The sequence below is a fragment of the Corynebacterium sp. KPL2895 genome (assembly GCF_040225815.1).
Classification (GTDB): Bacteria; Actinomycetota; Actinomycetes; order Mycobacteriales; family Mycobacteriaceae; genus Corynebacterium; species Corynebacterium rhinophilum.
In genome coordinates this window covers 1-25,048 of sequence record NZ_JBEHFY010000005.1, presented here as the reverse complement: position 1 = coordinate 25,048, position 25,048 = coordinate 1, and the positions used below count along the sequence as shown (strand labels likewise).

At 58.3% G+C, this 25,048-nt stretch carries 22 protein-coding genes and 1 pseudogene; 8 read left to right on the top strand and 15 right to left on the bottom strand.

Annotated elements, in window-relative coordinates; genetic code table 11:
* Positions 1 to 50: 50 nt before the first annotated feature.
* Positions 51 to 1,820: a proline--tRNA ligase gene (locus ABRP95_RS03215; RefSeq protein WP_349838377.1), complete on the bottom strand. Its 1,770-nt coding sequence runs from the start codon at positions 1,818 to 1,820 to the stop codon at positions 51 to 53.
* 30 nt (positions 1,821 to 1,850) lie between these two features.
* On the opposite strand from ABRP95_RS03215, the gene yaaA reads away from it, so the two are divergent.
* Positions 1,851 to 2,573 carry a peroxide stress protein YaaA gene (gene yaaA / locus ABRP95_RS03210; RefSeq protein WP_349838940.1) on the top strand — a complete coding sequence of 241 codons (723 nt, stop codon included), beginning with the start codon at positions 1,851 to 1,853 and terminating at the stop codon, positions 2,571 to 2,573.
* Between the two features lie 22 nt (positions 2,574 to 2,595).
* Here the strand turns inward: yaaA and ABRP95_RS03205 are convergent, their stop codons facing one another.
* The 4 genes from ABRP95_RS03205 to ABRP95_RS03190 are packed head-to-tail and all read right to left on the bottom strand — an operon-like array spanning position 2,596 to position 6,256.
* Entirely contained in the window at positions 2,596 to 3,333 is a 738-nt protein-coding gene (locus ABRP95_RS03205; protein WP_284769611.1) for an ABC transporter permease, read from the bottom strand.
* Between the two features lie 28 nt (positions 3,334 to 3,361).
* Positions 3,362 to 4,261 (bottom strand): ABC transporter ATP-binding protein, encoded by a 900-nt coding sequence (locus tag ABRP95_RS03200; protein ID WP_284782146.1) that lies wholly within the window; start codon positions 4,259 to 4,261, stop codon positions 3,362 to 3,364.
* A gap of 59 nt (positions 4,262 to 4,320) precedes the next feature.
* On the bottom strand, positions 4,321 to 5,082 hold the full coding sequence (locus ABRP95_RS03195) for a response regulator (protein WP_284769609.1): 762 nt from the start codon (positions 5,080 to 5,082) through the stop codon (positions 4,321 to 4,323).
* Positions 5,075 to 6,256, bottom strand: a complete 1,182-nt coding sequence (locus ABRP95_RS03190) for a sensor histidine kinase (RefSeq protein WP_349838373.1) — start codon at positions 6,254 to 6,256, stop codon at positions 5,075 to 5,077. Before ABRP95_RS03190 ends, ABRP95_RS03195 begins: the two co-directional genes overlap by 8 nt.
* Positions 6,257 to 6,322: 66 nt before the next feature.
* On the opposite strand from ABRP95_RS03190, the gene ABRP95_RS03185 reads away from it, so the two are divergent.
* On the top strand, positions 6,323 to 7,147 hold the full coding sequence (locus ABRP95_RS03185) for a PhzF family phenazine biosynthesis protein (protein WP_284769607.1): 825 nt from the start codon (positions 6,323 to 6,325) through the stop codon (positions 7,145 to 7,147).
* 1 nt (position 7,148) lies between these two features.
* Positions 7,149 to 8,505: pseudogene (locus ABRP95_RS03180) on the top strand (protein adenylyltransferase SelO).
* Positions 8,506 to 8,609: 104 nt separating this feature from the next.
* Here ABRP95_RS03180 and mqo read toward each other — a convergent pair.
* A complete protein-coding gene (mqo, locus tag ABRP95_RS03175) occupies positions 8,610 to 10,106 on the bottom strand; it encodes a malate dehydrogenase (quinone) (protein WP_284782151.1) in 1,497 nt (498 codons plus the stop codon).
* 285 nt (positions 10,107 to 10,391) lie between these two features.
* On the opposite strand from mqo, the gene ABRP95_RS03170 reads away from it, so the two are divergent.
* Both ABRP95_RS03170 and mtr read left to right on the top strand, forming a co-directional pair.
* Positions 10,392 to 11,429 (top strand): alpha/beta hydrolase, encoded by a 1,038-nt coding sequence (locus tag ABRP95_RS03170; protein ID WP_284853281.1) that lies wholly within the window; start codon positions 10,392 to 10,394, stop codon positions 11,427 to 11,429.
* Positions 11,430 to 11,464: 35 nt separating this feature from the next.
* Positions 11,465 to 12,865 (top strand): mycothione reductase, encoded by a 1,401-nt coding sequence (gene mtr / locus ABRP95_RS03165; protein WP_349838939.1) that lies wholly within the window; start codon positions 11,465 to 11,467, stop codon positions 12,863 to 12,865.
* A gap of 117 nt (positions 12,866 to 12,982) precedes the next feature.
* On the opposite strand, the gene map is transcribed toward mtr, so the two are convergent.
* From map to dxr, 5 genes are all read right to left on the bottom strand, one after another.
* On the bottom strand, positions 12,983 to 13,852 hold the full coding sequence (gene map / locus ABRP95_RS03160) for a type I methionyl aminopeptidase (RefSeq protein WP_349838938.1): 870 nt from the start codon (positions 13,850 to 13,852) through the stop codon (positions 12,983 to 12,985).
* 65 nt (positions 13,853 to 13,917) lie between these two features.
* Positions 13,918 to 15,768, bottom strand: a complete 1,851-nt coding sequence (locus tag ABRP95_RS03155) for a penicillin-binding transpeptidase domain-containing protein (protein ID WP_349838937.1) — start codon at positions 15,766 to 15,768, stop codon at positions 13,918 to 13,920.
* Positions 15,769 to 15,862: 94 nt separating this feature from the next.
* Positions 15,863 to 17,026 carry a flavodoxin-dependent (E)-4-hydroxy-3-methylbut-2-enyl-diphosphate synthase gene (gene ispG / locus ABRP95_RS03150; RefSeq protein WP_284851985.1) on the bottom strand — a complete coding sequence of 388 codons (1,164 nt, stop codon included), beginning with the start codon at positions 17,024 to 17,026 and terminating at the stop codon, positions 15,863 to 15,865.
* Between the two features lie 178 nt (positions 17,027 to 17,204).
* A complete protein-coding gene (locus ABRP95_RS03145) occupies positions 17,205 to 18,413 on the bottom strand; it encodes a M50 family metallopeptidase (protein WP_284769601.1) in 1,209 nt (402 codons plus the stop codon).
* A 13-nt stretch (positions 18,414 to 18,426) separates the two neighbouring features.
* The gene (gene dxr / locus ABRP95_RS03140; protein ID WP_284769600.1) at positions 18,427 to 19,587 is read right to left on the bottom strand and encodes a 1-deoxy-D-xylulose-5-phosphate reductoisomerase; all 1,161 of its coding nucleotides are present in this window, start codon (positions 19,585 to 19,587) and stop codon (positions 18,427 to 18,429) included.
* A 139-nt stretch (positions 19,588 to 19,726) separates the two neighbouring features.
* Here dxr and ABRP95_RS03135 point away from each other — a divergent pair, with 139 nt between their 5' ends.
* A complete protein-coding gene (locus ABRP95_RS03135; RefSeq protein WP_284769599.1) occupies positions 19,727 to 20,215 on the top strand; it encodes a DUF2631 domain-containing protein in 489 nt (162 codons plus the stop codon).
* Between the two features lie 180 nt (positions 20,216 to 20,395).
* Here ABRP95_RS03135 and rlmN read toward each other — a convergent pair whose 3' ends face one another.
* Positions 20,396 to 21,508: a dual-specificity RNA methyltransferase RlmN gene (gene rlmN / locus ABRP95_RS03130; protein WP_284769598.1), complete on the bottom strand. Its 1,113-nt coding sequence runs from the start codon at positions 21,506 to 21,508 to the stop codon at positions 20,396 to 20,398.
* 104 nt (positions 21,509 to 21,612) lie between these two features.
* Here rlmN and ABRP95_RS03125 point away from each other — a divergent pair, with 104 nt between their 5' ends.
* The gene (locus tag ABRP95_RS03125; RefSeq protein WP_284769597.1) at positions 21,613 to 22,014 is read left to right on the top strand and encodes a LapA family protein; all 402 of its coding nucleotides are present in this window, start codon (positions 21,613 to 21,615) and stop codon (positions 22,012 to 22,014) included.
* A gap of 109 nt (positions 22,015 to 22,123) precedes the next feature.
* On the opposite strand, the gene ABRP95_RS03120 is transcribed toward ABRP95_RS03125, so the two are convergent.
* The 3 genes from ABRP95_RS03120 to pyrH form a co-directional block, all read right to left on the bottom strand.
* Positions 22,124 to 23,002: a phosphatidate cytidylyltransferase gene (locus tag ABRP95_RS03120; protein ID WP_284769596.1), complete on the bottom strand. Its 879-nt coding sequence runs from the start codon at positions 23,000 to 23,002 to the stop codon at positions 22,124 to 22,126.
* 123 nt (positions 23,003 to 23,125) lie between these two features.
* Positions 23,126 to 23,683, bottom strand: coding sequence for a ribosome recycling factor (gene frr, locus ABRP95_RS03115; RefSeq protein ID WP_284769595.1), 558 nt, complete (start codon positions 23,681 to 23,683; stop codon positions 23,126 to 23,128).
* Positions 23,684 to 23,753: 70 nt separating this feature from the next.
* Complete coding sequence (pyrH, locus tag ABRP95_RS03110; protein ID WP_284769800.1) at positions 23,754 to 24,440, bottom strand: UMP kinase; 687 nt, start codon at positions 24,438 to 24,440, stop codon at positions 23,754 to 23,756.
* 268 nt (positions 24,441 to 24,708) lie between these two features.
* Here pyrH and ABRP95_RS12070 point away from each other — a divergent pair.
* The coding region (locus ABRP95_RS12070) for a helix-turn-helix domain-containing protein (protein ID WP_502880348.1) at positions 24,709 to 25,048 on the top strand (340 nt) is incomplete at its 3' end.

Below are 25,048 nucleotides of genomic sequence, written 5' to 3'. Positions count from 1 at the left end.
GATACCTTGCCGCTGCTTATGAGCGCTGGGCCTTGGCGCGGTGCTTTGAGCTAAGCCCGCACCAACTCGAGGAGTTTATCCACGATTTTCTCCGCTGGGACCTCCAGCGTTTCCTGCCCGCGGATGCGCAGCTCGATGATGCCATCTTTGAAGGCGCGTCCCAAGATGGCCACAAACGGCATGCCGAGCAGCTCTGCATCCTTGAACTTCACGCCTGGAGAGACCTTAGGGCGGTCATCGAAAAGCACCTCAAGGCCCGCCTGGGACAGCTCTTCTACCAACTTATCGCCGGCCTCCATGGCCGCTGCATCCTTATTCGCCACCGCCACGTGCACCTGGTACGGCGCCACCGCAACCGGCCAATTCAGGCCCTTATCATCGTGGCGCTGCTCTGCCAGCACGGCCAGCATGCGGGAGATGCCGATACCATAAGAGCCCATTGTGGGAATAGCGCGCTTCCCGTTTTCATCAAGAATCTGCACGTCAAAAGCCTCGGTGTACTTCCGGCCCAACTGGAAGATGTGGCCCAGCTCGATGCCGCGCTGCAAAGCCAAGGTGCCCTGGTTATCTGGTGCGGGATCGCCCTCTTTAACCTCGGCCGCTTCCACAAACTCATCGACGTGGAAATCGCGGCCTGCCACGCAGCCCACGACGTAGCAGCTTTGTGCATCGGCGCCGGTGATCCAGGAAGATCCCTTGACCACGCGGGGATCGGCAAAGACCTTCACGCCATTGGAATTCAGCACGCGAGGGCCCACAAAGCCCTGCTCCAAGAAATCGTATTGCGCGTAAATCTTATCGCTTGCCAGGCTGAACTCTGCCGGTTCCAAGGCCGCTTCAAGGCGCTTGGGATCTAGTTCGCGGTCGCCCGGAATCAGCACGGCCGCCAATTCCTTCTTCTCTTCATAATCCTCTAGCGCCGGGTGGGTTACCTCCACCATGACGCACTTGAGGATATCTGTGGCCCGAACCTCATGACCGTCGACCGCAATGTCCTCGGTCTTCGCCCAGTGCACAAGCGCTTCAATGGTGGCGGCATCCGGGGTCCGGTATTCCTTTGCCGCCGGCTGGCCCGCGATGTCCTTTTCTGGGGGCGCTTGGGTCACGACCGCCTCTACATTGGCTGCATAATCGCCCTCAGTAGAGCGAACAAAAAGGTCTTCGCCCACCTCAGAAACTGCCAAGAACTCCTCGGAGGCGGATCCGCCCATCGCCCCAGAAGTGGCCTTACAAATGGCGTAATCGATTTCCAAGCGGTCAAAAACATTTTGATACGCCTTGCGGTGGCGGGCGTAGGAGGAATCGAGGCCCTCATCGTTCATATCGAAGGAGTAGGAATCCTTCATCACGAACTCGCGCCCGCGCAGCACCCCGGCGCGGGGACGTTCCTCATCGCGGTACTTGGTTTGAATTTGATACAGCGTGACTGGGAAATCCTTGTACGAGGAGTACATGTCCTTAACGGCATTGGCAAACATTTCCTCGTGCGTGGGGCCCAGCAGCAAGTCCGCGTTCTTGCGGTCCTGCAGCCGGAATAGGTTGGGACCGTATTCCACCCAACGGTTGGTCTTTTCATAGGGCTCGCGCGGTAGCAGCGCCGGGAACAGCATCTCTTGCCCGCCTATGGCGTCCATTTCTTGGCGTACTACGTCTTCAATCTTGCGCAGGGTGCGCAGCCCCAACGGCAGCCAGGTATAAATGCCCGGCGCGACGCGGCGCACATAACCGGCACGCACCAGCAGCTTGTGGCTGGGGACCTCGGCATCGGCTGGGTCCTCACGAAGGGTGCGGAGAAATAGTTCAGAAAGGCGGGTAATCATGGTCAAAATATACATCGCTACCCTATCTATATGCTCATTGTCCTCCCTCCTTCAGAAACCAAGGCTCATGGCGGCACGGGAAAGCCGCTTGATTTTGCCAACCTATCTTTTCCCGAACTAAGCGATACCCGGCGCGAAATCACTGCTGAGCTGCAGTCTCTTCCCATCGATGAGGCGATGGTTGTGCTTAAGCTCTCGGAGAAGCTACGCAGTGAGGCTGAATCGAACAATCAGCTTTTTACCACCCCCACCATGCCGGCACTCGAGCGCTATACTGGCGTGCTTTTTGATGCACTTTCTGCATCCACCCTTCCCTCATGGCAACGCCTTGCTATTGGCGATGCCCTCTTCGGGCTCCTGCGCGCGGACGACCCTATCCCCCATTACCGCTTATCGGGCGGTACCAAGCTGGGCGGTCGCACCATGAAGTCTTATTGGGGCAAGCAGGTAACGCAGGCGTTAGAAAACATCGATGAGCTGGTTGTGGATCTGCGCTCGGGCACCTACCAGCAACTGGGCCGGCTGCCTTCGGCCGTGACGGTGCGGGTAGAAAGCGTGCAGCCGGATGGCTCGCGCAAAGTGGTCAGCCACTTTAATAAGCACTATAAAGGCCTGTTGGCCCGGGAGCTGGCGCTTTCGCCTGCCGATGCCTTCAGCGCCGCCGATGTCGCCGCTATTGCGCGCGCTGCCGGCATGACGGTAGAAGAACCACCGCACGGCTCAAGGGAGCTTACCCTCGTCGTATCCCCATAAGGTGTGAGTGTCCGCGGGGAGCCTAGACCACGGCGCGGCGTCGCTGGACGGCCGCGGCCCCGCCGAGGACCGCTACCACCATGGCCAAGACGATGACTCCGGATGCCCATTGCGGGGCCATGAGCCCGAAGGTGTCTTGGCCTTGAAAGAAGGTGCGCAGGTTGGCATCGGGAAAAATCTGCAGGATGATTTTGGCCCAGCCCATGTCCATCGAGGTCAGCACGCTTTCGATGACGAAGTATTCGATAATGAGCAGCATGGCCGCAAAGGTGCCGCTGCGCAGGATATAAGCCAGGCTGGTGGCCAGCAGGGTATAGACGATGTATTCCATAAAGGTAAACAGAAACACGGCGTTATCCGGGTAGTGCACGAAGCTGGAGAAGTCATACGAGCTGCCGAGCGCAGCGTTAAACAACATTCCGAGGACGCCGGCCAGGCCCGCGGCGGCGACGTTGGCCACGGTAATGACGAGGATTTGGCTCGAAAGCACCTGCAGGCGCCGATTGGTAGATAGGTAGCTCCAGGCTACGGTGCCTTTTTGTAGGTCTCCGCCGACTAGCGTGGCCGAGGAAAAGATCATGATGACCACGGCAAAGATGGCGCCGATGGCTAGATCGGAGGATTGGAGGGCGCTGTCGTCAGTGCGGAGAGCTCCCATCAGCACGTTGGCGGCTGTTAGCCCAACGGTGATGATAGCGAGGTAGACCCACGTAGAGCGCAGGGAAAATATCTTGCGGGATTCGGAAACGATGGTACTCATGGCTCGTCATCTGCCTTTCTTAAGCGAGTTATGCGGAGCGGTAATCCAGGTGATCTGCGGTAGCGCCAAGGAAGGCGTCTTCTAAGGAGGGGTGCTTGACCTCAAGGCTGCTGATGCGGATGCGGTGGTCAAAGCACAATTGGCCGACCTCATCGCGGTCTAGGCCGGTAATGCGCAGCACTTCCCCATCGAAGGAGGTTTGTGCCTGCGAACCGTGCAGCAAGCGGGCCAGTTCTTCTGGTTGGTCCACCACGACCTCCACGGTGGCGGCACCGGAGGCATTGACGAATTCTTCTACTGTTCCTTCGCCAACGAGCTTGCCCTTGCCGATGACCACCAGGCGGTCCGCCGTCAGCTGCATTTCTGACAACAGGTGGGAAGAAACCAGCACGGAGCATCCCCCAGCGGCGAATTCCCGGATGCGGTCGCGCATCCAGTGAACGCCCTCGGGGTCGAGGCCGTTGACAGGTTCATCGAGAAGCAAGTGCTTAGGTTCTCCCATCATGGCGCAGGCAAGGCCGAGGCGCTGCTTCATGCCAAGCGAATAACCCCCGATGCGCTTTTTCGCCACCTTTCCGAGCCCAACGCGCTCCAGGGTGTCATCGACGTGATCCATCGATACCCCCTGCAGCGCCGCCATATAACGTAGGTGCGCGCGGGCGCTGCGGCCGGGATGGAACCAATTGGCATCAAGCAAGGTGCCCACCGTGGAGGCGGGATCGGGTAGTTCGCGAAATGGGGTGCCATCGAATGTAGCGGTGCCGGAGGTGGGATTTTCTAGCCCCACGCACATGCGCATCGTGGTGGATTTGCCGGAGCCATTGGGTCCTAGGAACCCGGTGACTTGGCCATCGGGAACCTCAAAGGAGAGGTTGTCTACTGCTGTAAAGGAACCGTACTTCTTGGAAAGCTGTGTGACTGTGAGCATGGTTTTATCGTGTCGTTTTCCCGGCGCGATGTAACCATCCTCGAGGCGGATTTAGCCGTTCATCCCTGGGGATGAGAAAGCAGCTCTTCCACGGTGACCACCCCATGGGTATAGGCATACAGCACGGCCTGGACGCGGTCGCGCGACCCGGTCTTGGTCAGCACGTGGCGCACGTGGGTCTTGACCGTTGCCATAGAGACAAACTCCTCTTCAGAGATTTCGGTATTGGAATACCCCAGCGCCATAAGCCTTAAAATATCCATCTCGCGCGGGGTAAGTTCCGCGGACGGCGGAGCCGTCGCGGTGGTGGCGCCTGGCTGTGCATCCGCAGCGGTGTGCGCAGCCGAGTGCGCCTTCCTGCTGTCCCCACCCTCCTCGCTGCGGACTTGTTGGAGCACCTGAGCGGTAATGCGCGGTGAGAGCACGGCCTCGCCTGAGTGCACGGTGCGAATGGCTGAGAGCAGCTCCTCGGGTTCGACGTCTTTGAGCAAGAATCCGGATGCCCCGGCAGAGATTGCGCCGTGGACAAAGTTGTGATCATCGAAGGTGGTCAGCATGATGACCTTGGTATCTGGGAATTCAGGGAGCACTTCCTCCGTGGCCGCAATGCCATTGACCCGCGCCATCTGCACGTCCATGAGGATGATATCGACGGGCTCTTGCCGCGCCAGGTCCAGTACCTCATCGCCGTCGGAGGCCTGCCAGACCACGCTCATATCCTCCTGCGAGCCAATCAGCATGGCGAACCCGGCGCGCAGGAGCGGTTGGTCATCGACAAGCGCAATGCGAATGGGCTCAGGTTCCTGTTCCGGATTAGACATGCGGTATCTCCACGGTGATTGCAAACGTTTCATCCTCGGCCTTGGTGGACACACTGCCACCATAGGCCTTCACACGCTCTTCCATCCCGATGAGCCCATAGCCGGGACTGTGGTCCTCGTCCGGCTGCGCCATGGGGTTGTACCCTTCGATAGTGAGCGTCGACTTATCGCTGCGAAAGCGCAGAGTTCCCCTGTTCTGGCTCGAGTATTTCAGCATATTCGTCAGTATCTCCTGCACGATGCGGTAGATGGTGAATTGATAAAGCTCGTCGCTATCGGCGGGTAGCTTTTCCATGCCGTAAACGGTGATATCGAAGCCAGCGCGCCGGGCCTCTGAAAATAGGCCTGCGATGTCTGAGGTGCCTGGGGCTTTGGTTTCCCCGCGCGCGTCTTCTTCGCGCAAGACGGATAGCAGGCTACGCATCTGTTTTAGGGATTCGCGGGAGGTGGAGGCGATGGTATCGAGCGCCTCCGTGGCTACCTTGGGGTCTTTTGCGGCGGCGAACCGGGCGCCATCGGCAAGCGCAATGACCCCGGCGAGGTTATGGGCGACGATATCGTGCATCTCGCGGGCGATGCGGTTGCGCTCCACGGCGCCGGCCATCTCCGCGCGCTCGATGAGCAGCTGTTGGCCCTCCCGGCGCTTCCGGTTATTGGTGCCGAGCAAGTAGAAAAAGCCGAGGACCGGCCAGCCGAGCAAGACCGTGCCGGCATAGGCAAGCAGCGGGCTCATGGTCGCATCGCCCAAGCCGATATCGCTGCCCGCGAAGACCTTTTCACCAAACAGGCTTGCGGTGGTTCCCGCCAGGGAGCCCAGGGCAATCCATGCAAGCCAGATATAGCGCAAGCGCTTGCGCGAGTGCGTGCCAATGAGAAAAGCCGTGTAGGCGAAAATCGGGGCGTGGAAGTTCGCCAGGGAGGCCAAGGGCGTAAAAATGCACAACGTCATGGTGCCGGCGATGAAGAAAATGGACTTTTCTTGCAGCTTGGGATGCAGCCACAGCGCGAGCGGAATGCCGACGGTGTACAAGACCGCCACGATGGCCTGAAAGGGTGAATCGGTGTGCAAAAAGTTCGCGGCGTTGGGCAAAAGCACGCCGAAGAACACAGGGATGAGGATTCGCCACGGCGGGCCAATCCAGTCGCGCAGACGATCCGGCCAAAGCTTAGACATAAGGGCAAGGCTAACGCAGAAACTAACTCGCCGGCCTCATCCTCAGGGCTGACTAGACTGGCTGGCATGCAACTCCAGTTCTTTGAAGTCGATGTCTTTGCCACCTCGGCGTTTTCCGGTAACCCGCTCGCCGTCGTGGCCCATGCCGATGGGCTCTCGACGCAACAGATGCAGGCCATCGCGCACTGGACCAATTTTTCTGAAACCACGTTTTTGCTCGAGCCCACCGAACCCGCGGCGGACTATCGCGTGCGCATTTTTACCCCGCACGAGGAGTTTGATTTCGCCGGCCACCCCACCTTGGGTAGCGCCGCCGTCTGGCGGGCTCTCGGCAATGAACCTCAGAAGGAAGGCACTATAGTGCAGGAATGCGGGGTGGGGTTAGTCTCCGTGCGCGAGAACGCGGGTATTAATTCTTTTGCCACCCCGCCCCTGCGCGCGGGCGGGCCATTAAGCAGTGCCGAACTGGCAGAGGCCTGCGCGGGATTGAATATCGCAGAAGCAGATGTCATCGATTCCGCCTGGGTGGATAATGGGCCCGGCTGGCGGCTTATACAGCTGCGCGATGCCGCGGCCGTGCGCGCGGTTCAGCCCGCCGCCACTCGCCCCAAGGTGGGCGTGGTGGGAATGCGTGATAGCGCCGCAGACGCGGGCTCCGCTGCCTATGAAGTGCGCGCGTTTACCGCAGAATTCGAGGATCCCGTCACCGGCTCTTTCAACGGCGGGGCCGCGCAATTCATGCGCTCGCGCGGGCTGGTTCCCGCCCGCTACACCGCCTGCCAGGGCAGCCAGCTGGGAAGAAACGGCGAGGTCTTTATCCACGATGACGGCACCGATATTTGGGTCGGTGGCCGCGTCCACATCCGCGTGCAAGGACAATTGGAGGTCTAAAATGCACCTACACCACGACTATGCCGATCACCTGCCGGAATTTGTGGCGGCAACCCACGGCGAAGAACAACCGGATCCTAAGCTCGTAGTCCTCAATGAAGAGCTGACAGTGCAGCTGGGCTTGGATACTGACTGGCTGCGCTCTGCAGACGGCCTGGATTTCCTTTTAGGCCGCGACGGCGGGCATGCCATGGCCTATTCCGGCTTCCAATTCGGTTCCTTCAACCCACAGATGGGCGATGGCCGGGCCATGCTCTTGGGCGAGGTGGAAAAAGACGGAAAACTGTGGGATCTCCACGCCAAGGGCACGGGGCTTACCCCCCTATTCCCGCCTGGGTGCTGATGGCCGCGGCACCCTTTCATCCATGCTGCGCGAATACCTGATTTCTGAGGCCATGCACGCCCTCGGCGTACCCACCACCCGCTCGCTTGCTGTGATTTCTACCGGCCGTCCCATCCAGCGCGGCCACGTGCAGCCGGCTGGCGTCCTGGTCCGCGTGGCGGCAAGCCATATCCGGGTCGGAACTTTTCACTATGCCGCGCAGTCTGGCCACCTCCAAGACCTCGCGGACTATGCCATAGCGCGCCACTACCCTGGGGCAGATTATCGGGAGTTTTTTCAAGGCGTCATGGACCGCCAGATTGCCACCGTGTCTTCGTGGATGCGCTTCGGCTTTATCCACGGGGTGATGAATACGGATAACACCACCATCTCCGGCGAAACCATTGATTACGGCCCGTGTGCCTTTATGGAGTCCTACTCGCCCGATACGGTATTTTCCAGCATTGACCAGCAGGGACGCTATGCCTTTGGCAATCAACCAGCTATCCTGGGCTGGAACCTCGCCCGGCTCGCGGAATCGCTGGTGCCGCTTTTCGATGCCGATATCAATGCCGGGGTCGACTTCGCGCAAGAGACCATCAATGGGTTCCAGGAGAAATTCGCCACCCAGCGCCGCAGCGATATAGCCGCAGCCCTCGATACCTCTACCGAGGTAGCCTCGGCCTACCTTGCCGCCATGCAGCTATCCCGCCCGGATATTACGCTGGCGCACCGCGCGCTTGCCGATGCCGCCCGCGGCCACACCCTTCCTGCCCGAGAGCTCTTCTCAGATTCAGACTTCCTAGATAGCTACCTAGCCACTCACCCCGCCCCGGATGCCGTGGATGCTGCCATGCCCCGGGTCATTCCCCGCAACATGGCCGTCGAAGCCGCGCTGCGCGCCGCCGAGGCAGGCGATATGCAGCCCTTTACTGAGCTTCTCCACGCCGTGACCCACCCGTGGGAGCCGCATCCGTCCTACGAACAGCCCGACCCGAATGGGCTTGCAGGTTTTCTCACCTACTGCGGTACCTAATATGCTGTCAACCCCAGATTTCGGGGTTGCGCAGCACAAAGCCCTCCGTGCAGTAGGTTCTGCACGGAGGGCACGGGCTGGGACTTAATCCAAGCCGAAGGCGTTTAGCGCTCCAGCTTCAGCGTCTTCTGGGTGTATTCCCACATCTCGTTGTAGAAGTCCTCATCATTGGCCAGCTTCATGCCGTAGGACGGGACCATCTCGCGAATCTTATCGCTCCAGTCAATCATGCGCTCGCCAAAGCAACGCTCGAGCAGCTCCAGCATGACGGCTGGGGCAATGGAAGCACCCGGGGAAGCGCCGAGCAGGCCGGCAATATTGCCTTCCTGGTTATTGACCAATGCGGTTCCGAACTCGAGGGAACCGAAACGCGGTGCGCCTGCAGGCTTAATGACCTGTACGCGCTGACCGGCAATCACGGTCTCCCAGTCGCTTTCCTTCGCATTCGGGACGTATTCGCGAAGGGACTCGACGCGGTCAGAAAAGTCCTTGCGCACCTCATCAATGAGGTACTTGGTCAGGCCGAATTCCTGTACCGCAACACCCAGGTAGGAGGTGATGTTATCCGGGCGGATAGACTTGAAAAGGTCCAGGTAGGAACCCTTCTTCAAGAACTTCGGGCTCCAACCGCCGTACGGGCCAAACAGCAGGCCCTTCTCGCCGTCGATAACGCGGGTATCCAGGTGCGGCACGGACATCGGAGGAGCACCCACTGCAGCCTTACCGTAGACCTTGGCCTGGTGCTGCTCAATGAGCTCCGGGTTCTTGGCACGCAACCAGAGACCGGAAATGGGGAATCCGGCGTATCCTGCCACTTCCTTCACCTTTGCCTTGCGGAGCAAGTCTAGGGCGTAGCCGCCGGCACCGACGAAGACGAACTTCGCCTTCACCACGGTGATATCGCCGGTGTGCTTATTTTTGGAATAGACCTTCCAGTCATTTCCATCACGGTCGATATCGAAGACATCGTGGCCGTAACGGATCTCCGTACCAGATGCGCGCGCAGCGGTCAGGAATTGCTTGGCCAGGGCGCCGAAGTTCACATCGGTTCCGACTTCGGTCCAAGAGATAGCGACCTTATTGGAAAAGTCGCGGCCGTCAGCCATGAGCGGCAGCTTCTCCGCGAAGGTGGATTCGTCATCAGAGAACTGCATGCCGGGGAACATGTGCTTTTCACTCAGCACCTCGTAGCGGCGCTTCAGGTAGTCCGCCTGGATTTCACCTTGAGCGAAGGACACGTGTGGGACTGGGTTGATGAACTCGCTAGGTTCAGTCAGGATGCCGTTGTTGAGCTGGTGGGACCAGAACTGGCGCGACTTCTGGAACTTCTCGTTGGTGGCAATGGCCTTAGAGATATCAATGCGGCCGTTCTTCTCTGGCGTGTAGTTGAGCTCGCACAGGGCGGAGTGACCGGTACCAGCGTTATTCCACGGAGAGGAGGATTCCAGGGCGGGGCCATCAAGGCGCTCAAAGATCATCTGGGTCCAGCTGGGCTCCAACTCGCGGAGCATAGCGCCCAGGGTGGCGCTCATGATGCCGGCACCAACCAGTGCGACATCGACCTCATCTACAACTTGTGCTGTCTTCTTTGCTGAGGACACTGTGTTATAACCTCTTCGAATTGAAAATTTATATACATCGGCGCGTTCTGCACCATATATTTTAAGCGCTTTGCGCCCCACACCGCGACTGTTTTGCACAGCCAACCTGCCGATGTGTCACGCATTAACGCCTTACCTTACGCTTTTCTCCACTCGATTGGTTTTTCTCCCCCACCCTGGCCGCCACATTATAGGACGCCGTGTAATACACTTCACATTGAGTGGAAGTAATGGCAGGTCACGCAGCTACCGTAGCGAACCCCTAGAGTTGACTAGACTCGTGTCATGGCTACAGCAACTCCGTCATGGGGGCCCGATATCCTCGGCCCCGATTTTCAATCAGCCACCCTCGACCTTGGCCCCGATCCCGATGGCGAGGGGGACGTTGTCACCACCCTCGTCCATTACGCACCAGGATCAAGCGAAGGCTCCGGGGCGGCGGGCTCTGCCGATTCTTCATCGCCTTCCCGCCCGGCCCTGGTGTGGCTGCACGGGATGACTGACTACTTCTTTCACTCACACGTTGCAGAACACTTTGCGGCGCAAGGCTATGACTTTTATGCGGTCGATCTGCGCAAATGCGGCCGCTCGCATCGCCCGGGCCAGTCCTGGCACTACGTTTCAGATTTGTTCTTATACAACGCGGATCTTTCCGTGGCCCTCGATGCCATTGCGAATGACAAGGTAATCGTTATGGCCCACTCCACCGGTGGCCTGATTGCGCCGCTATGGATGGACTTTTTACGCCGCCATGATCCGGAGCGGTTCTCCCGCCTTAAGGGGCTGATTCTCAATAGCCCTTGGCTCGACATGATGGGCGTTCCCGGTTGGGCAGTCTCCGCGCTGAAGCCTGTCATATATTCCACCGCCAAAATTGCACCCAAGACCGCCTTGTTTGGGGGCAACCTCACTGCCTACGGCGAATCGGTGCACAGTGATTACTACGGCGAGTGGGACTATGACCTCAGCATGAAACCCCTAGCCGGGCATAAAAAATATATCGGATGGTTGGCCGCCGTATTCCACGGTTTCGATGCCATTCACAGCGGCCGTATTAACACCGGAGTCCCCGTATTGACGCTGCAATCTACCCGCTCCCTATTGGGAACTCCGTACTGCGATGCGGTCAATCATGCGGATTGCATCATCGATGTCGCCCAGACCCGGCGGTGGGCAAAAGAGCTCGACGCGCACTACACGCTGCATTCCATCGAAGGCGCGCGCCACGATGTCTTTTTATCCCTCCCCCACCCCCTAGAAGAGGCCTTCGCAGCGTGCGATGCGTGGCTTCCCACCATCGTGGAAGCCCCTACACCAGCATAAATACCCGAATTGGACACATGAATTAAGGTACAAATATGACCACAATTGATACAGCAAATACTCCTGCCACAGAGGAACACTTCGACCTCATCATCATCGGCACCGGTTCCGGCAACTCCATTGCTAACCGCGACTTTCACGATAAGAAGATTGCCATCATCGAAAAGGGCCGTTTCGGTGGCACCTGCTTGAACGTCGGCTGCATCCCCACCAAGATGTACGTCTACGCCGCCGATGTCGCCCTCGCCGCCCGCGAAGGCGAGCGCCTCGGCATTGATGCCCAGGTCAACAACGTGGAGTGGAGCTCCATCGTGGAGCGCGTCTTCCACAACCGCATTGACCAGATCGCCCAAAGCGGCGAGGACTACCGCCGCGGTGACAAGACCCCAAATATCACCGTCTACGATGAGCACGCTCGCTTCGTTGGCCCTAAGACCATCCAGACCGGCGATCACGTCATCAGCGCCGACCAGATCGTCGTCGCTACTGGCTCCCGCCCGGTAATCCCTGAGGTCTACGCCAATTCCGGCGTGAAGTACTACACCAACGAAGACATCATGCGGATGGACCGCCAACCAGAAAGCCTGATCATCGTAGGCGGCGGCTATATCGCCATGGAGTTTGCCCACGTCTTCGATGGCCTCGGCACCAAGGTCACCGTGGTCAACCGCAGCGAAACCCTGCTGCGCCACCTCGATTCCGATCTCTCCTCGCGCTTCAACGAGCTTGCCCGCGAGCGTTTTGATGTGCGGATTGCTAATGGCACCAAGCTGGAAGAAACCGACAAGGGTGTGAAGCTCGAGCTCGATAATGGCGATACCCTCGAGGCAGATGCGATCCTGGTCGCCACTGGCCGCAAGCCGAACGGCGATCTCATGGATGTGGACAACGCCGGCATCAAGCTACTGGACAATGGCCGCATTTCCACCGATGCTCATGGCCTCACGGATGCAGAGGGCGTATGGGCGCTTGGCGATGTCTCTTCGCCCTACATGCTCAAGCACGTTGCCAATGCCGAAGCCCGCACCATCCAGCACAACCTGCTCCACCCAGAGGATCTGCAGGAGCTTCCGCACGACAACGTTCCTGCCGCCATCTTCACCCACCCACAGATCGCTACTGTGGGCTTGAAGGAAGAAGAAGCTCGGGAGCAGGGCTTCGATATCACCGTGAAGATTCAGAACTTCGGCGATGTGGCCTACGGCTGGGCCATGGAAGATACCACGGGTATTTGCAAGCTGATTGCGGACCGCAAGACGGGCCAGCTCCTCGGTGCCCACTTGATGGGCCCGCAGTCCTCCACCCTGATCCAGCAGCTGATTACCGTAATGACCTACGAGATCGACCTGCGCGACTTTGCCCGCAAGCAGTACTGGATCCACCCAGCTCTTCCTGAGGTCGTAGAAAACGCCATCTTGGGTCTCGAGTGGGACTAAAGCCCCAAAGGCCCCATAGCTAAAGCCGCCTCCCCGACCCTCGCGCAGTAATTCACGCGAGTGAAAAAGGAGGCGGCTTTCGCTGTGCCTCGGGCCTTTTAAGAAGGGCCGCAGCGGTTAATCCTCATCTGGGATGGTCAGGATTTCATTGCCATCCTCTGTAATGACCAAGGTGTGCTCGAACTGGGCGGTGAACTTACCGTCTCGGTTCTGCACGGTCCAGTCATCATCCCAAATATCGTAATCCAGCGAACCCAGGTTAATCATCGGCTCTACCGTCAAGGTCATGCCCGGTTCCAAGATATCGCGGTACGTGGTGGAATCGTGGTGCAAGACCACCAGCCCATTGTGGAAGGTGGGCCCTACGCCGTGACCGGTGAAATCACGTACAACGTTGTAGCCAAAGCGCTTGGCATAAGACTCGATAACGCGGCCGATAACGTTGATCTCACGGCCCGGCTTTGCGGCCTTAATGCCGCGCATCGTGGCCTCTTTGGTGCGCTCTACTAATAGTCGGTGCTCCTCAGATACGTCACCGGCCAAGAAGGTAGCGTTATTATCGCCGTGCACGCCATTCTTATAAGCAGTGACATCGATATTGACGATGTCGCCCTCTTCAATCACGGTGGTATCCGGAATGCCGTGGCAGACGATTTCATTAAGCGATACACAGGTGCCCTTGGTAAATCCCCGGTATCCCAGGGTGGACGGGTACGCACCGTGGTCACACATATACTCGTGCGCCACGCGGTCGACCTCATCCGTCGTTACGCCAGGCTTTACCGCCTTGCCGGCTTCCTTCAGCGCGTTGGCCGCAATCTTGCAGGCCTCCCGCATCTTCTCAATCACTTCGGGGGACTGTACAAATGGCTCGCCGATGGCCTCTTGTACCTCGTCTTTCCACACGTATTCCGGGCGCTCGATATCTTCTGGCACCGGCCGGATGGGGGTTGGTTTACCTGGCTTCAATTTTCCACGAGTACTCATAATTGCCCATGGTAGTCCTCATACCGGCTCACGCAGTATCGGGGTGGCCAGTCAGTGTCCGCTGCTTACTCGACCTTGGGGGCCGGGCCATCATTGGGGCGCGAGCGGTAATCATCCAGCTTCCGCAGGAAGTTATCGGTAATGGCTACCGAGGATTCGGAGCCGCCGCCCAATACGATGAGCGTGGCAAAGGCGATATCGTCTTCTTCCCGGTAGCCGGTAAACCACGCGTGCGAGCCTTCATTGATCTCGGCCTCACCGGTCTTGCCGTAAATCGTTCCGCCCGCCTGCATCCCGCGGGCGGTACCGCTGGTGACCACCTGGCGCATCATGCCGCGCACGTTATTCAGCACGTGGTCTGGAATCGGCCTCGACTTATCCGAGGCCTTGGTCTCGCGGCCCTCAATAAGGGTGGGCGTTGGGGTCTTTCCCGCTGCCACAGAGGCCGAAACCATAGCCATGCCGAACGGGCTGGCAAGGTCGTAGCCCTGACCGTAGCCTGCCTCGGTGCGCTCCAGAACTTCCTTGCCCTCAGGAATCGAGCCGGTCGTGGTGGTCAGCCCGGGGATTTCATAATCCACCCCGAAGCCAAACTTTTTGCCAGTTTCCTTCAATTCACCGGGTGCCAGCTTGGTGGAAATATCGGCGAAGGTGGTGTTGCACGATTGGGCGAAGGCTTGGCTTAACGGAACATTGCCGAGCGAAAACGCGTTGTAGTTGGTCACCACGCGGCCATAGATATTCATCGTGCCGGGGCACGGAACGATGGTATCCGTGGTTAGGTCTTGCTTTTCCACACCTGCAGCGGCGGTAAGGATCTTGAAAACCGAGCCCGGCGGGTATTGGCCTTGCAGGGCGACGTCGCCGTCTTCGTCCGCCTTTTCGGTCTGCGCCACCGCCAGGATATCGCCATTGGAAGGCCGGATTGCTACCAGCATGGCCTGGGCGTCCGAGCGCTGATCCACCGCTTCTTGGGCCGCGCGTTGGACGTCATAATCGAGTCCAACCTTGATTGAGGGAGCGGCCTCTGGCGCATGCTTTTCGACATCGGAAAGCGCCGCACCATTTTCATTGACGACGGCGATGGACCAACCTGTCTCGCCGTCGAGCTCGTCATTGACGGCCGAACGCACGCGAGATAAGAGATCGGGCGCAAGGCCGCGGTCCCGGGTCACCAGCGCGGGTTCCTCATTAATGCGAACGCCGTCCATCCCCTCCATCTTGGCGCGGATGACAGACTCCTGTTCTTCTGTATAAAGCCCCACCGAATAGGCAGAATCTGCCTTTTCTAGTTTTTCGGCGAGATCCTTGGCGTCTACCTCCGCGATCGAATCGTCCTCGCGGTGCGCCGCAGCTAGGGCGCTGCTGACCTTGGAGGCCGTGGGGCGGACATCGGAAAGCGAGCTAGTATCCACGATGACGCGGTAATTCAGCCCAGGACTCATCAGCTCCACCCCATTGGAGGAGACGACGCTGGCGCGCGTAGCTTCCAAGGCGCGCAGCTCCAAGTGCTGGTGCGCGCCCAAGTCCGGGTGAATTATGCTGGGCTTCCACCGCACCGTCCATTCATCTTCGGCCTTGGTCAAGGTCATCTGCGTGGTATAGCTCAGGCTGCGTTCCTTGGGCAGATCCCATTTGACCTTATAATCCGCCGTGGCCATGGTTTCGTTCTGCTTTATCCCCTCGAGCTCAATATCGAGACCCTCTGCCTGCAAACCCGAGTACGTAGCATCGAGGGCCTGTGTGGCGTCATCGGGGGAATCTGTAAGCTCCTCCAAGCCCTCGTTATTTCGGCTCTCCATGCCTTCAATGAACTCTTCTGCCACCGGCTCTGCAGATACGGGCTTAGGGGTACAAGCAACCACACCAGTTGCAGCAAACGAGACTGTAGCAACCAGTGCGAATAACTTCTTCATGCTTTGGCACATTAGCAGCGCACGCAGCAAAAAGGACTGCCCCACACCGAAGTGCAGGGCAGTCCTTAAAAACTACCGCGTGGAAGGAAGCTGCTTACTGCGTCACGCGAACATCGGCCTTGGCGCCATCCACGGCTTCGATACCTTGCTCATCTGCAATGCGCATTGCCTCTTCAATGAGGGTCTCCACGATCTTGTCTTCCGGCACGGTGCGCACCACTTCGCCCTTGACGAAGATTTGGCCCTTGCCGTTACCGGACGCCACGCCTAGGTCGGCGTCACGGGCCTCACCAGGTCCGTTGACAACGCAACCCATGACGGCAACGCGGATGGGAAATTCCATGCCCTCGAGGCCGGCGGTAACTTCTTCCGCCAGCTTGTACACGTCCACCTGCGCGCGGCCGCACGACGGGCAAGACACGATTTCCAGCTTGCGCGGGCGCAAGTTGAAAGACTGCAGAATTTGATCGCCCACCTTGACCTCTTCTTCAGGCGGAGCTGATAGCGAGACGCGAATCGTATCGCCAATGCCCTCTGCCAAAAGGGCGCCGAAAGCAACGGAAGACTTAATGGTGCCCATGAACTTCGGGCCCGCTTCCGTCACACCCAAGTGCAGTGGGTAATCGGTCTGCGCGGCCAGCTGGCGGTAGGCCTCCACCATCAGGACTGGGTCAGAGTGCTTAACTGAGATGGCGATATCGCCAAAGCCGTGCTCCTCAAACAGGCCCGCCTCCCAGATAGCGGACTCCACGAGCGCCTCTGGGGTGGCTTTGCCGTACTTTTCCAACAGGCGCTTATCCAGCGAACCGCCATTGACGCCAATGCGGATGGGGATTCCCGCATCGCCAGCGGCCTTCGCCACTTCCTTAACGCGGCCATCAAATTCACGGATGTTGCCGGGGTTGACGCGGATTGCCGCGCAGCCAGCATCGATGGCCTGGAAGATGTACTTGGGCTGGAAGTGGATATCCGCAATGACCGGGATCGGGGATTTCTTGGCGATGGTCGGCAGAGCCTCCGCATCCACCGGCTTAGGGCAGGCCACGCGCACGATATCGCAGCCAGAGGCAGTAAGCTGTGCGATCTGCTGCAGGGTGCCATTGATGTCGTGGGTCTTGGTATTAGTCATCGACTGCACCGAAATTGGGTAGTCAGAACCAACGCCCACTGGGCCTACGTGCAATTGCCGCGTTTTCCGGCGCGGGTGCAATACTGGCGGAGGCCCGTCAGGAATTCCTAGACCGATAGGACTAGACATGAATGCTCCTTATTTCTAGCTCGTGGCTCGTTGCTAAATGTTATTGCACAATAAGTGTTGAACGTCCCCACTCTAGCACTAGATGGTTAAGCGCTAAAGTGCCCGCTCGCGCTGTACACGTGCGCTAAGCGTTGGGCACTCTACTCACGCCGCGCGGCGGGCACAACGGCTAACGAACCTAGCCAAATAGTCTGATCGGATTGACCACATCCGCGATGATGATCACTACGCCCAGCGCCATAAGTAGGGCCGCCATGACATAGGTGATGGGCATAAGCCGGGTGTAATCGGCAGGACCCAGCGGCTGCTTGCCCATCAATTTGCGAATGCCATCGCGAATCTTCTCATACAAGATGATCGCGATGTGGCCGCCGTCAAAGGGCGGCAGCGGAATGAGGTTAAAAATAGCGAGGAAGAAATTCAGCGTCGCCAGCATCATGAAGAACGATGCCCACAGGGAACGCTCCACGAGTTCGCCACCAACCCGCGACGCACCGACTACGGACATCGGCCCGTTCACATCCCTCTCGTGACCAAAGATGGAGGCCACCACGCCCGGTACCTTAGCGGGGAATTGTTTGATTCCCTCCACCGTGGCCTCGAGCGAATAGGTGGTGAAATGCCACGTTGCAGGAACCGCCTGTGTTGCTGAATACTTCTCGACGATGTCGAGGACCTCATTGCTCAGCCCGATCGATCCGGCATCCACCAATTCGCCCTGTTGATTCAGGCGCTTGACCGTTTCCAATTCGATGGAGAAGTCTTTTTCCGCGCCGTCGCGCTCTACGGTAAGCGTCACGGTCTCGCCGGGACGTTGCATTACCTCATCGCGCAATTGCGTAAAGGAATCCAGGTGCTGGCCATCAAGCGCGAGAATGATATCGCCTTCCTGGACACCGGCCTTACCAGCGGGCCCGTTGCCAGTGCACGATTCCAGCTCCTGGTTTTCTTTTTGGTCTGCGGTGCAGACTACGTCCCCCACCCGCGGGCGCACATCGGCATCGGGATTGGGTAGCCCAGCCGTCATCGCCACGAAATACAAGATGACAAAACCGAGGATCAGGTTGACCCCAATACCGCCTGCAAGGACGATGATGCGCTGCCACCATGGCTTTTTATACATCGCATAGGGCTTTTCTTCCTCCGTAAGGAATTCATCCTGCGCGGTCATCCCGGCGATATCGCAAAATCCACCCACCGGAAACGCGGCGAGACCGTATTCGGTATGCCCCTTACGGAAGGAGAAAATGCGCGGGCCAAAGCCGATAAAATACCGCCGCACCCGCATGCCAAAGGCGCGGGCCGTAAACATATGCCCCGCCTCATGGAGTGCCACGGTCAGCCCAATGCCAAGGGCGAACAACACAATGCCCAGCAAATTTGCCATTAAAGAAAGCTTTCTAGTCAGCTAAACGGTCAATGCGCGCATTCGCACGCCTGCGAGCCTCACCTTCTACGGCGAGGATTTCATCGAGGGTAGAGACTACACCAGCAAACTGGGAAGATTCCCCGAGGATCTCGCCTACGACATCAACAATCTCTGGGAGGTGGATACGCCCGGCCAAAAAGGCCGCCGCGGCCTCTTCATTGGCAGCGTTATAAATCACTCCCGTCCCCTTCGCCGCAGCCTCGCGGGCGAGGGATACGGCGGGAAAGGCGGCATCATCAAGCGGCTCAAAATGCCACGTATGCGCCTGGGAAAAATCGAGGGCCGGCTGCGCCCCCGGTACACGCTGGGGCCAATTCAAGGCTAGGGAGATGGGCAGCTTCATCGATGGCGGAGAAGCCTGGGCGATAGTGCAGCCGTCTTTAAAGGTGGCCATCGAGTGAATGACCGACTGCGGGTGAACCGTGACTTCGATGCGCTCTGGCTCAATATCAAAAAGCAGAGTCGCCTCGATGAGCTCGAGCCCCTTATTGATCAAGGTGGCGGAATTCAGCGTATTCATCTGCCCCATGGACCACGTGGGGTGCTGCGCGGCTTGCTGCGGGGTAACGTCCCACATCTGCTCACGCGACTGACCGCGAAAGGGGCCGCCCGAGGCTGTGAGAACGAGCTTGGCCAGCTCGCCTTTTTCGCCCGCGCGCAGGCATTGTGCCATCGCAGAGTGCTCCGAATCCACGGGGATGATTTGACCTGGCCGCGCGGATTTCGTGACCAAAGTGCCGCCGGCAACCAAGGACTCCTTATTCGCTAGTGCGAGGTACTCGCCCATGTCCACCGTTGCCAGGGTGGCTTTGAGCCCGAGGGAGCCCACTAGGGCGTTGAGCACGGTATCGGCAGGAACCGAGCGCACCAGCTCTTCCGCCGCACCATCGCCAGAAAGTACTGTGCCGCCTAAAGCCGCAGAAACCTCCGCAGCCGCCGCAGGTTGGGCCACGGCAATGTGGTCAAACGAAAGGTGGAAGGCGCGGGCCTGCTCAATGATCTGCTGCGGATGAGAACCGCCCGCAGCAATGCCCACGACCTCAAACTTATCGGGGTTATCCGCAATTACTTCTAATGCTTGCGTGCCAATAGAGCCGGTGGAGCCGAGAATAAGTATTCGCTGAGTAGTCACCCCTCTACCCTAGCGGTCATTTATGTAGCCCTGCTATGGGGTGGAGCCGGGCAAGAAGGCGGGGGTGTTTAATCGCCTTTGCAGCCACGATGTTTTAAAATAGTAGGCAGTCAAATGGCATTGGTGTGCCCCTCGATAAATGGACACACGCGATAGCGAAGGAGAGCAAGTGTCTTCCCACAAGCCGGTACCGCAGGTTTATGACGGTGTTTCTACCGAAGATGTTCCATCCGCAGGCTTCGGTTGGTCCCGCATCAGCCGCTCTGGTGTGCAAATCGCGGGTTGGATCTCCGTGATTTTCATGATTGGTTTCAACTTTGGTAACCACAAGGGCCACGTGGAGACCGTCTGGCTCGTCACCCTAACCGTCCTTCTGGTTGTGGGCCTGCTCATCTTCACCTTCGAGCCAAAGCTCAACCAGGTGCGCACCATCACCTCTAATAATAAGCCGGCCGACCACCAAGAACGTGACTGGATTTATGACCAGAAGACCGTTTCCGGTGCCTACACCGAGTTGACCGACTCCCAGCTGCGCGCGTTGAATATCGAGCCTTCCCGCGTATCCCACCTGCGTGTTGACTCTGCCTCCGATGCTGCCGAGGTAAGCACCGGCAAGCACGCGCTGTAATCCTAGCTACGAAAACCGCCGAGTCTTCCTCATTGCGAGGAGGCCCGGCGGTTTTGTGGTTTGCCGGGCGTGTAGTTGTGCTGCCCCGCATACGCCAACACCCGCAAATACTAAAGACAAAGCCACCTAGGCACTTTTCAAACTATGCCTAAGTGGCTGTGGCGACCTGCCGGTTCTGGCTTAGGCCGACATGTCTTCTCGCTCATCGGCGGCAAGCTGGCCACAGGCTGCAGCGATTTCATCGCCCTTAGTATCGCGCACAGTGCACGGCACTCCTTGCGCCTGGACGCGACGCACGAATTCATCGAGGCGTGCCTTGGGAGCTGCGTCCCACTCTGAACCCGGAGTCGGGTTAAGCGGGATCACGTTGACGTGCACCTTAGAGCCAAGTTTCTGGTGCAACTTCCGGCCCAGCATATCGGCGCGGAAATCCTGATCGTTCTTATCCCGGATGAGGGCGTACTCGATAGATACACGGCGGGCGGATTTATCGGCGTAGTACCGTGCGGCATCGAGGACTTCATCAACGGACCAACGATTATTGACCGGCACCAAGTTATCGCGCAGTTCATCATCCGGAGTGTGCAGCGACACTGCAAGCGTGCAGGCAAGGTCTTCGTCCGCAAGCTTGCGAATGGCAGGTGCCAAACCCACGGTGGATACGGTCACATTGCGCTGCGAGAGCCCAAAGCCCGTCCCATCTTGGCCGGTAATCTGGCGCACCGCCTGAACCACACGCTTGTAATTTGCCAGCGGCTCGCCCATCCCCATGAAGACAACATTGGATAAGCGTCCGCCTTCGGCTGCCATCGCCGCGGCTGCATGACGGAACTGTTCGACGATTTCGCCGGTAGAAAGGTTGCGGTCTAGCCCGCCCTGGCCGGTGGCGCAAAACGGGCAGGCCATTCCGCAGCCAGCCTGAGAAGAAATGCACAAGGTAGCGCGGCCGGGGTACCGCATCAAGACAGACTCCAAAAGGGTGCCATCGTGCAAGCGCCACAAGGACTTAGTGGTCTCCCCATCATCCGTAGAAGTCGTACGAATAGGCTTCATGAGCTCAGGGAAGAAGGCGTCTTTGACCTCCTCGCGCTTGCCGGCGGGGATATCCGTCATCTCTTCGACATCGTCCGTGAGATGCTCGTAGTAGTGCTTAGCTATTTGCTTAGCGCGGAATTTAGGTAGACCGATTTCTGCGAGCTTATCAATGCGCTCGCTTTCAGAGAGATCCGCAAAGTGCTTCGGTGGCAGTCCGCGCCGCGGCGCGGAGAAGTTAAGTTTTACTGGTTGAGCCATAATGATGCCCATCATTCCACGGTTTACCGGAACTTTTCCAATTGTGAACGCCTCATTTTATAGCCAAGTGGAATTTTGGAAGGGTTTACAGAAATAATGGACATATGACCAATCCGAAATACCCTGAAGATGACTTTTCTACCTCCGATGATAAGGCCACCGCGGCAGAAGATAATGCCGCTCTGACCGAAACCGGAAGCAAGGAAGTCTCCACCGACACCGGCACCACTGAGCCTGCTTCCGCCCCACAAAAAGCCCAAGGCTCATTCGCCGCTAGCACTTGGGCAGCGCTCATCGTGGGCTTCCTCTTGCTGATCGTATTAATCATCTTCATTCTGCAAAACCAGCAAGAAGTTCCAATGAACTTCCTCGGCTGGTCGGGTCAGTTCCCGGCGGGCATTGCCTACTTGATGTTCACCATCGGCGGCGCGCTCATCATGGCGCTTGTAGGTGTGTGGCGCATGCTGGAATTGCGCCGCCAATTGCGCAAGCAGGCCCAAGGCTAAATAGCCCTACCGCCGCTTTCTCCTGCCTCGGAACGTTATTCCAGCAATGCAGTGGGAAGCGGCGGTTTTATATTCAGCCCCCTTTGACACGCGGTGGTTTCAGCTCGGATTAGACCGCAAGGTTTGCCATAAAACTAATGGCCACCCAAGTAACCATGGCAGAGGGCAGCATGCCATCAAGGCGGTCCATAAGGCCGCCGTGCCCAGGGAGAATGTGGGACATGTCCTTAATGCCCAGCTCTCGTTTAAATTGCGATTCCACCAAGTCACCCAGCGAAGCGCAAATAACAAGGCCAAGGCCCATCAAAGCACCTACCCACGCCGAGTGGTGCAAGAGGAAGTGGACGGAAAGCGCCCCAACGATGACGCCGAAGGCTATGGAGCCGCAAAAGCCCTCCCAGGACTTCTTCGGGCTCACGGCCGGTGCCATGGGGTGCGAGCCGAACATCACACCAACGATATAGCCACCCGTATCAGAGGCGACCACGCACAACATAAAGACTACGATGGAAGCGGCGCCGCTGGCCACTGGGGAAGAAATCAGCGACAGCATGGCTGCAAAGGTCGCGAAAAGCGGAATCCACGTCAGCACGAAGATACCGACGGACATGTCCCGCAGGTAATTAATGGGTGGGCGATGCCGACCGTTATGAAAAAGCCTGCCGAACATCAAAATGAGGACTGCTGTGACATATACGGCCACGAGGCCGGGCGCGCCAAGCGGCCAGGAAATCCACACCATGGCTTGACCCAAAATGATTAACAGGGTGCGCGGGATATAGTACGAGTTCTCCCGCAAGCGGGTAAGAACTTCCCACATGGCCCCGCCGACCGCGACTGCTACCACCGCATACCAAGCCAAGGGGCCAGCCCAGACGGCGAGGACGACGAGGGCGCCGAGCCCCACGCCTACTCCAATAGCCGCCGGCAAGTCACGGCCGGGACCATTTTTCGGCTGCGGCAATCGGCGGTTCAAGGCGTCACTCACCGTGACCGGCTCCTTTCACTTGGCGTTGTATGCGCGTCGCGGGGCTTGTCTATTTCCTATACAAAAATACTACGTATAGAAAAGCGCCGCCGGCCGATTGGGCGCGGCGGCAGCGGAAAAGTCCTAGACCTCCATCAATTCGGATTCCTTGTTTTCCACTAGCTTGTCAATCTGCTCGACGTAGCCAGCGGTAATCTTTTCCATTTCCTTCTCTGCGGCAAGGACCTCATCCTCGCCCTCTTCGCCATCCTTTTGGAGCTTCTTCAGCTGTTCCATGGCCTTGCGGCGAATATTGCGGATTGCGATCTTGCCGTCCTCGCCCTTGCTCTTAGCCAGCTTGACCATTTCCTTACGGCGTTCCTCGGTCAGCTGGGGAACGGTCACACGCAGTACGTGACCGTCGTTGGTGGGGTTAACGCCCAAATCCGAGTTGCGGATGGAGTTTTCAATCTCTTGGATCATGGACTGCTCGTATGGCTTGATGAGCAACATGCGCGGCTCTGGGACAGAGATGGTAGCCATCTGAGTAATCGGCGTCGGCGCACCGTAGTACTCCGCGATGAGCCCGTTGAACATCGCCGGGTTCGCGCGTCCGGTACGAATGGTCACCAGCTGCTCGCGGGTGTGCTCGACGGAAGCGGTCATGTGCTCTTCGGCTTCGAGCTGAATGTCATCGATCATGAGGCTGAATCATCCTTCAACGTTGAGGGGTAGCTGTATAAAAGGTAGCAGGTTCTGTGTCGTTTTAGAATTAGGACTGCACCAGCGTGCCGATAACCTGGCCGCTGGCCGCGCGGGCGATATTTCCCTCTTCTAGGAGGTTGAAGACCAAGATCGGCATGTCATTGTCCATGCACAGGCTAAAGGCGGTTGCATCGGCAACCTTGAGACCCTTTTCAATGACCTCGCGCGGAGTAATTTGGGTGTAGAGCTCCGCATCCGGGTTCGTGCGTGGGTCATCGGAGTACACGCCATCAACGCCCTTGGCCAAGAAGAGCACATCGGCGCCAATTTCCAAGGCGCGCTGCGCGGCCGTGGTGTCCGTGGAGAAATACGGCATGCCCATGCCGGCACCGAAGATAACCACGCGGCCCTTCTCTAGGTGTCGGTCAGCGCGCAGCGGCAGGTACGGCTCGGCGATTTGCGCCATGTTGATAGACGTTTGCACACGGCAATCAACGCCCTTTTGCTTCAAGAAGTCCTGCAGGGCCAACGAGTTCATGACTGTGCCCAGCATTCCCATGTAGTCAGAGCGGGCGCGATCCATGCCGCGCTGCGAGAGCTCTGCTCCGCGGAAGAAGTTGCCGCCGCCGATCACCACGGCGATTTCGATCCCCTGCTCAGCTACTTCAGCGATTTGGCGAGCTACATTTTCGACAACGTCCGGGTCAATTCCGACTTTGCCTCCGCCAAACATTTCGCCGCCGAGTTTCAGCATTACTCGTTTGTATCCGGTTCGCTTTTCGTCTGCAGAAGTCACGCCTTCATCGTCTCCTTTTGCGCGGGCTGATTTTATTTCTTTTCCATCTTACCTACACTGCCGCCGCTTCCCCACACTGCACCATAGGCCAGCAGCCGCCGCTTCCCCAGTGTCCCTAGACAGCACAAAAGCCCACCGAGAGGATATGAACTGCTCCCCATTAGTTGGACTGAGAAATCAGTTACCGACTAGTGGGGAGTAGTTTTCTTTGAGAGTACGAAGTTCGTTGAGCGAATATCAGCGCGAGCAGTTGGTGGAGTGTTTCGAGCAGGGCATGGGGTGTAAAGCAGCTGCCAATGCTCTCGGGGTCTCCAGACACGCCGTGCGGAGTCTCTACCGTCGGTTTGTGCTGCGTGGCAGGCTATGTCTTGTGGAGAAACCGACTAAGCAGCATTACCCCTTCGAGGTGAAGAAGGAAGTTGTCGAGCGCTACCTTGCCGGCGAGACAAGAATGGATCTTGCCCGCGAGTTTGGACTGTCGTCAGACCTGCTCGTCAAAGACTGGGCGCGGAAATGGCGCAAAGACGGCGTTGAGGCGTTGAAACCGAAATCGAAGGGCAGGCCTA

What these genes read in the sequence shown, in the direction of transcription:
- frr (WP_284769595.1), bottom strand. Translation starts at nt 23,683, where the DNA reads ATGATCGATGACATTCAGCTCGAAGCCGAAGAGCACATGACCGCTTCC.
- mtr (WP_349838939.1), top strand. Translation starts at nt 11,465, where the DNA reads ATGACCACAATTGATACAGCAAATACTCCTGCCACAGAGGAACACTTC.
- ABRP95_RS03195 (WP_284769609.1), bottom strand. Translation starts at nt 5,082, where the DNA reads ATGTCTAATCCGGAACAGGAACCTGAGCCCATTCGCATTGCGCTTGTC.
- ABRP95_RS03205 (WP_284769611.1), bottom strand. Translation starts at nt 3,333, where the DNA reads ATGAGTACCATCGTTTCCGAATCCCGCAAGATATTTTCCCTGCGCTCT.
- ABRP95_RS03125 (WP_284769597.1), top strand. Translation starts at nt 21,613, where the DNA reads ATGACCAATCCGAAATACCCTGAAGATGACTTTTCTACCTCCGATGAT.
- ispG (WP_284851985.1), bottom strand. Translation starts at nt 17,026, where the DNA reads ATGTCTAGTCCTATCGGTCTAGGAATTCCTGACGGGCCTCCGCCAGTA.
- ABRP95_RS03155 (WP_349838937.1), bottom strand. Translation starts at nt 15,768, where the DNA reads ATGAAGAAGTTATTCGCACTGGTTGCTACAGTCTCGTTTGCTGCAACT.
- ABRP95_RS03170 (WP_284853281.1), top strand. Translation starts at nt 10,392, where the DNA reads ATGGCTACAGCAACTCCGTCATGGGGGCCCGATATCCTCGGCCCCGAT.
- ABRP95_RS03190 (WP_349838373.1), bottom strand. Translation starts at nt 6,256, where the DNA reads ATGTCTAAGCTTTGGCCGGATCGTCTGCGCGACTGGATTGGCCCGCCG.
- rlmN (WP_284769598.1), bottom strand. Translation starts at nt 21,508, where the DNA reads ATGGCTCAACCAGTAAAACTTAACTTCTCCGCGCCGCGGCGCGGACTG.
- ABRP95_RS03200 (WP_284782146.1), bottom strand. Translation starts at nt 4,261, where the DNA reads ATGCTCACAGTCACACAGCTTTCCAAGAAGTACGGTTCCTTTACAGCA.
- map (WP_349838938.1), bottom strand. Translation starts at nt 13,852, where the DNA reads ATGAGTACTCGTGGAAAATTGAAGCCAGGTAAACCAACCCCCATCCGG.
- yaaA (WP_349838940.1), top strand. Translation starts at nt 1,851, where the DNA reads ATGCTCATTGTCCTCCCTCCTTCAGAAACCAAGGCTCATGGCGGCACG.
- ABRP95_RS03185 (WP_284769607.1), top strand. Translation starts at nt 6,323, where the DNA reads ATGCAACTCCAGTTCTTTGAAGTCGATGTCTTTGCCACCTCGGCGTTT.
- ABRP95_RS03215 (WP_349838377.1), bottom strand. Translation starts at nt 1,820, where the DNA reads ATGATTACCCGCCTTTCTGAACTATTTCTCCGCACCCTTCGTGAGGAC.
- ABRP95_RS03145 (WP_284769601.1), bottom strand. Translation starts at nt 18,413, where the DNA reads ATGGCAAATTTGCTGGGCATTGTGTTGTTCGCCCTTGGCATTGGGCTG.
- pyrH (WP_284769800.1), bottom strand. Translation starts at nt 24,440, where the DNA reads ATGCTGAAACTCGGCGGCGAAATGTTTGGCGGAGGCAAAGTCGGAATT.
- ABRP95_RS03135 (WP_284769599.1), top strand. Translation starts at nt 19,727, where the DNA reads ATGGACACACGCGATAGCGAAGGAGAGCAAGTGTCTTCCCACAAGCCG.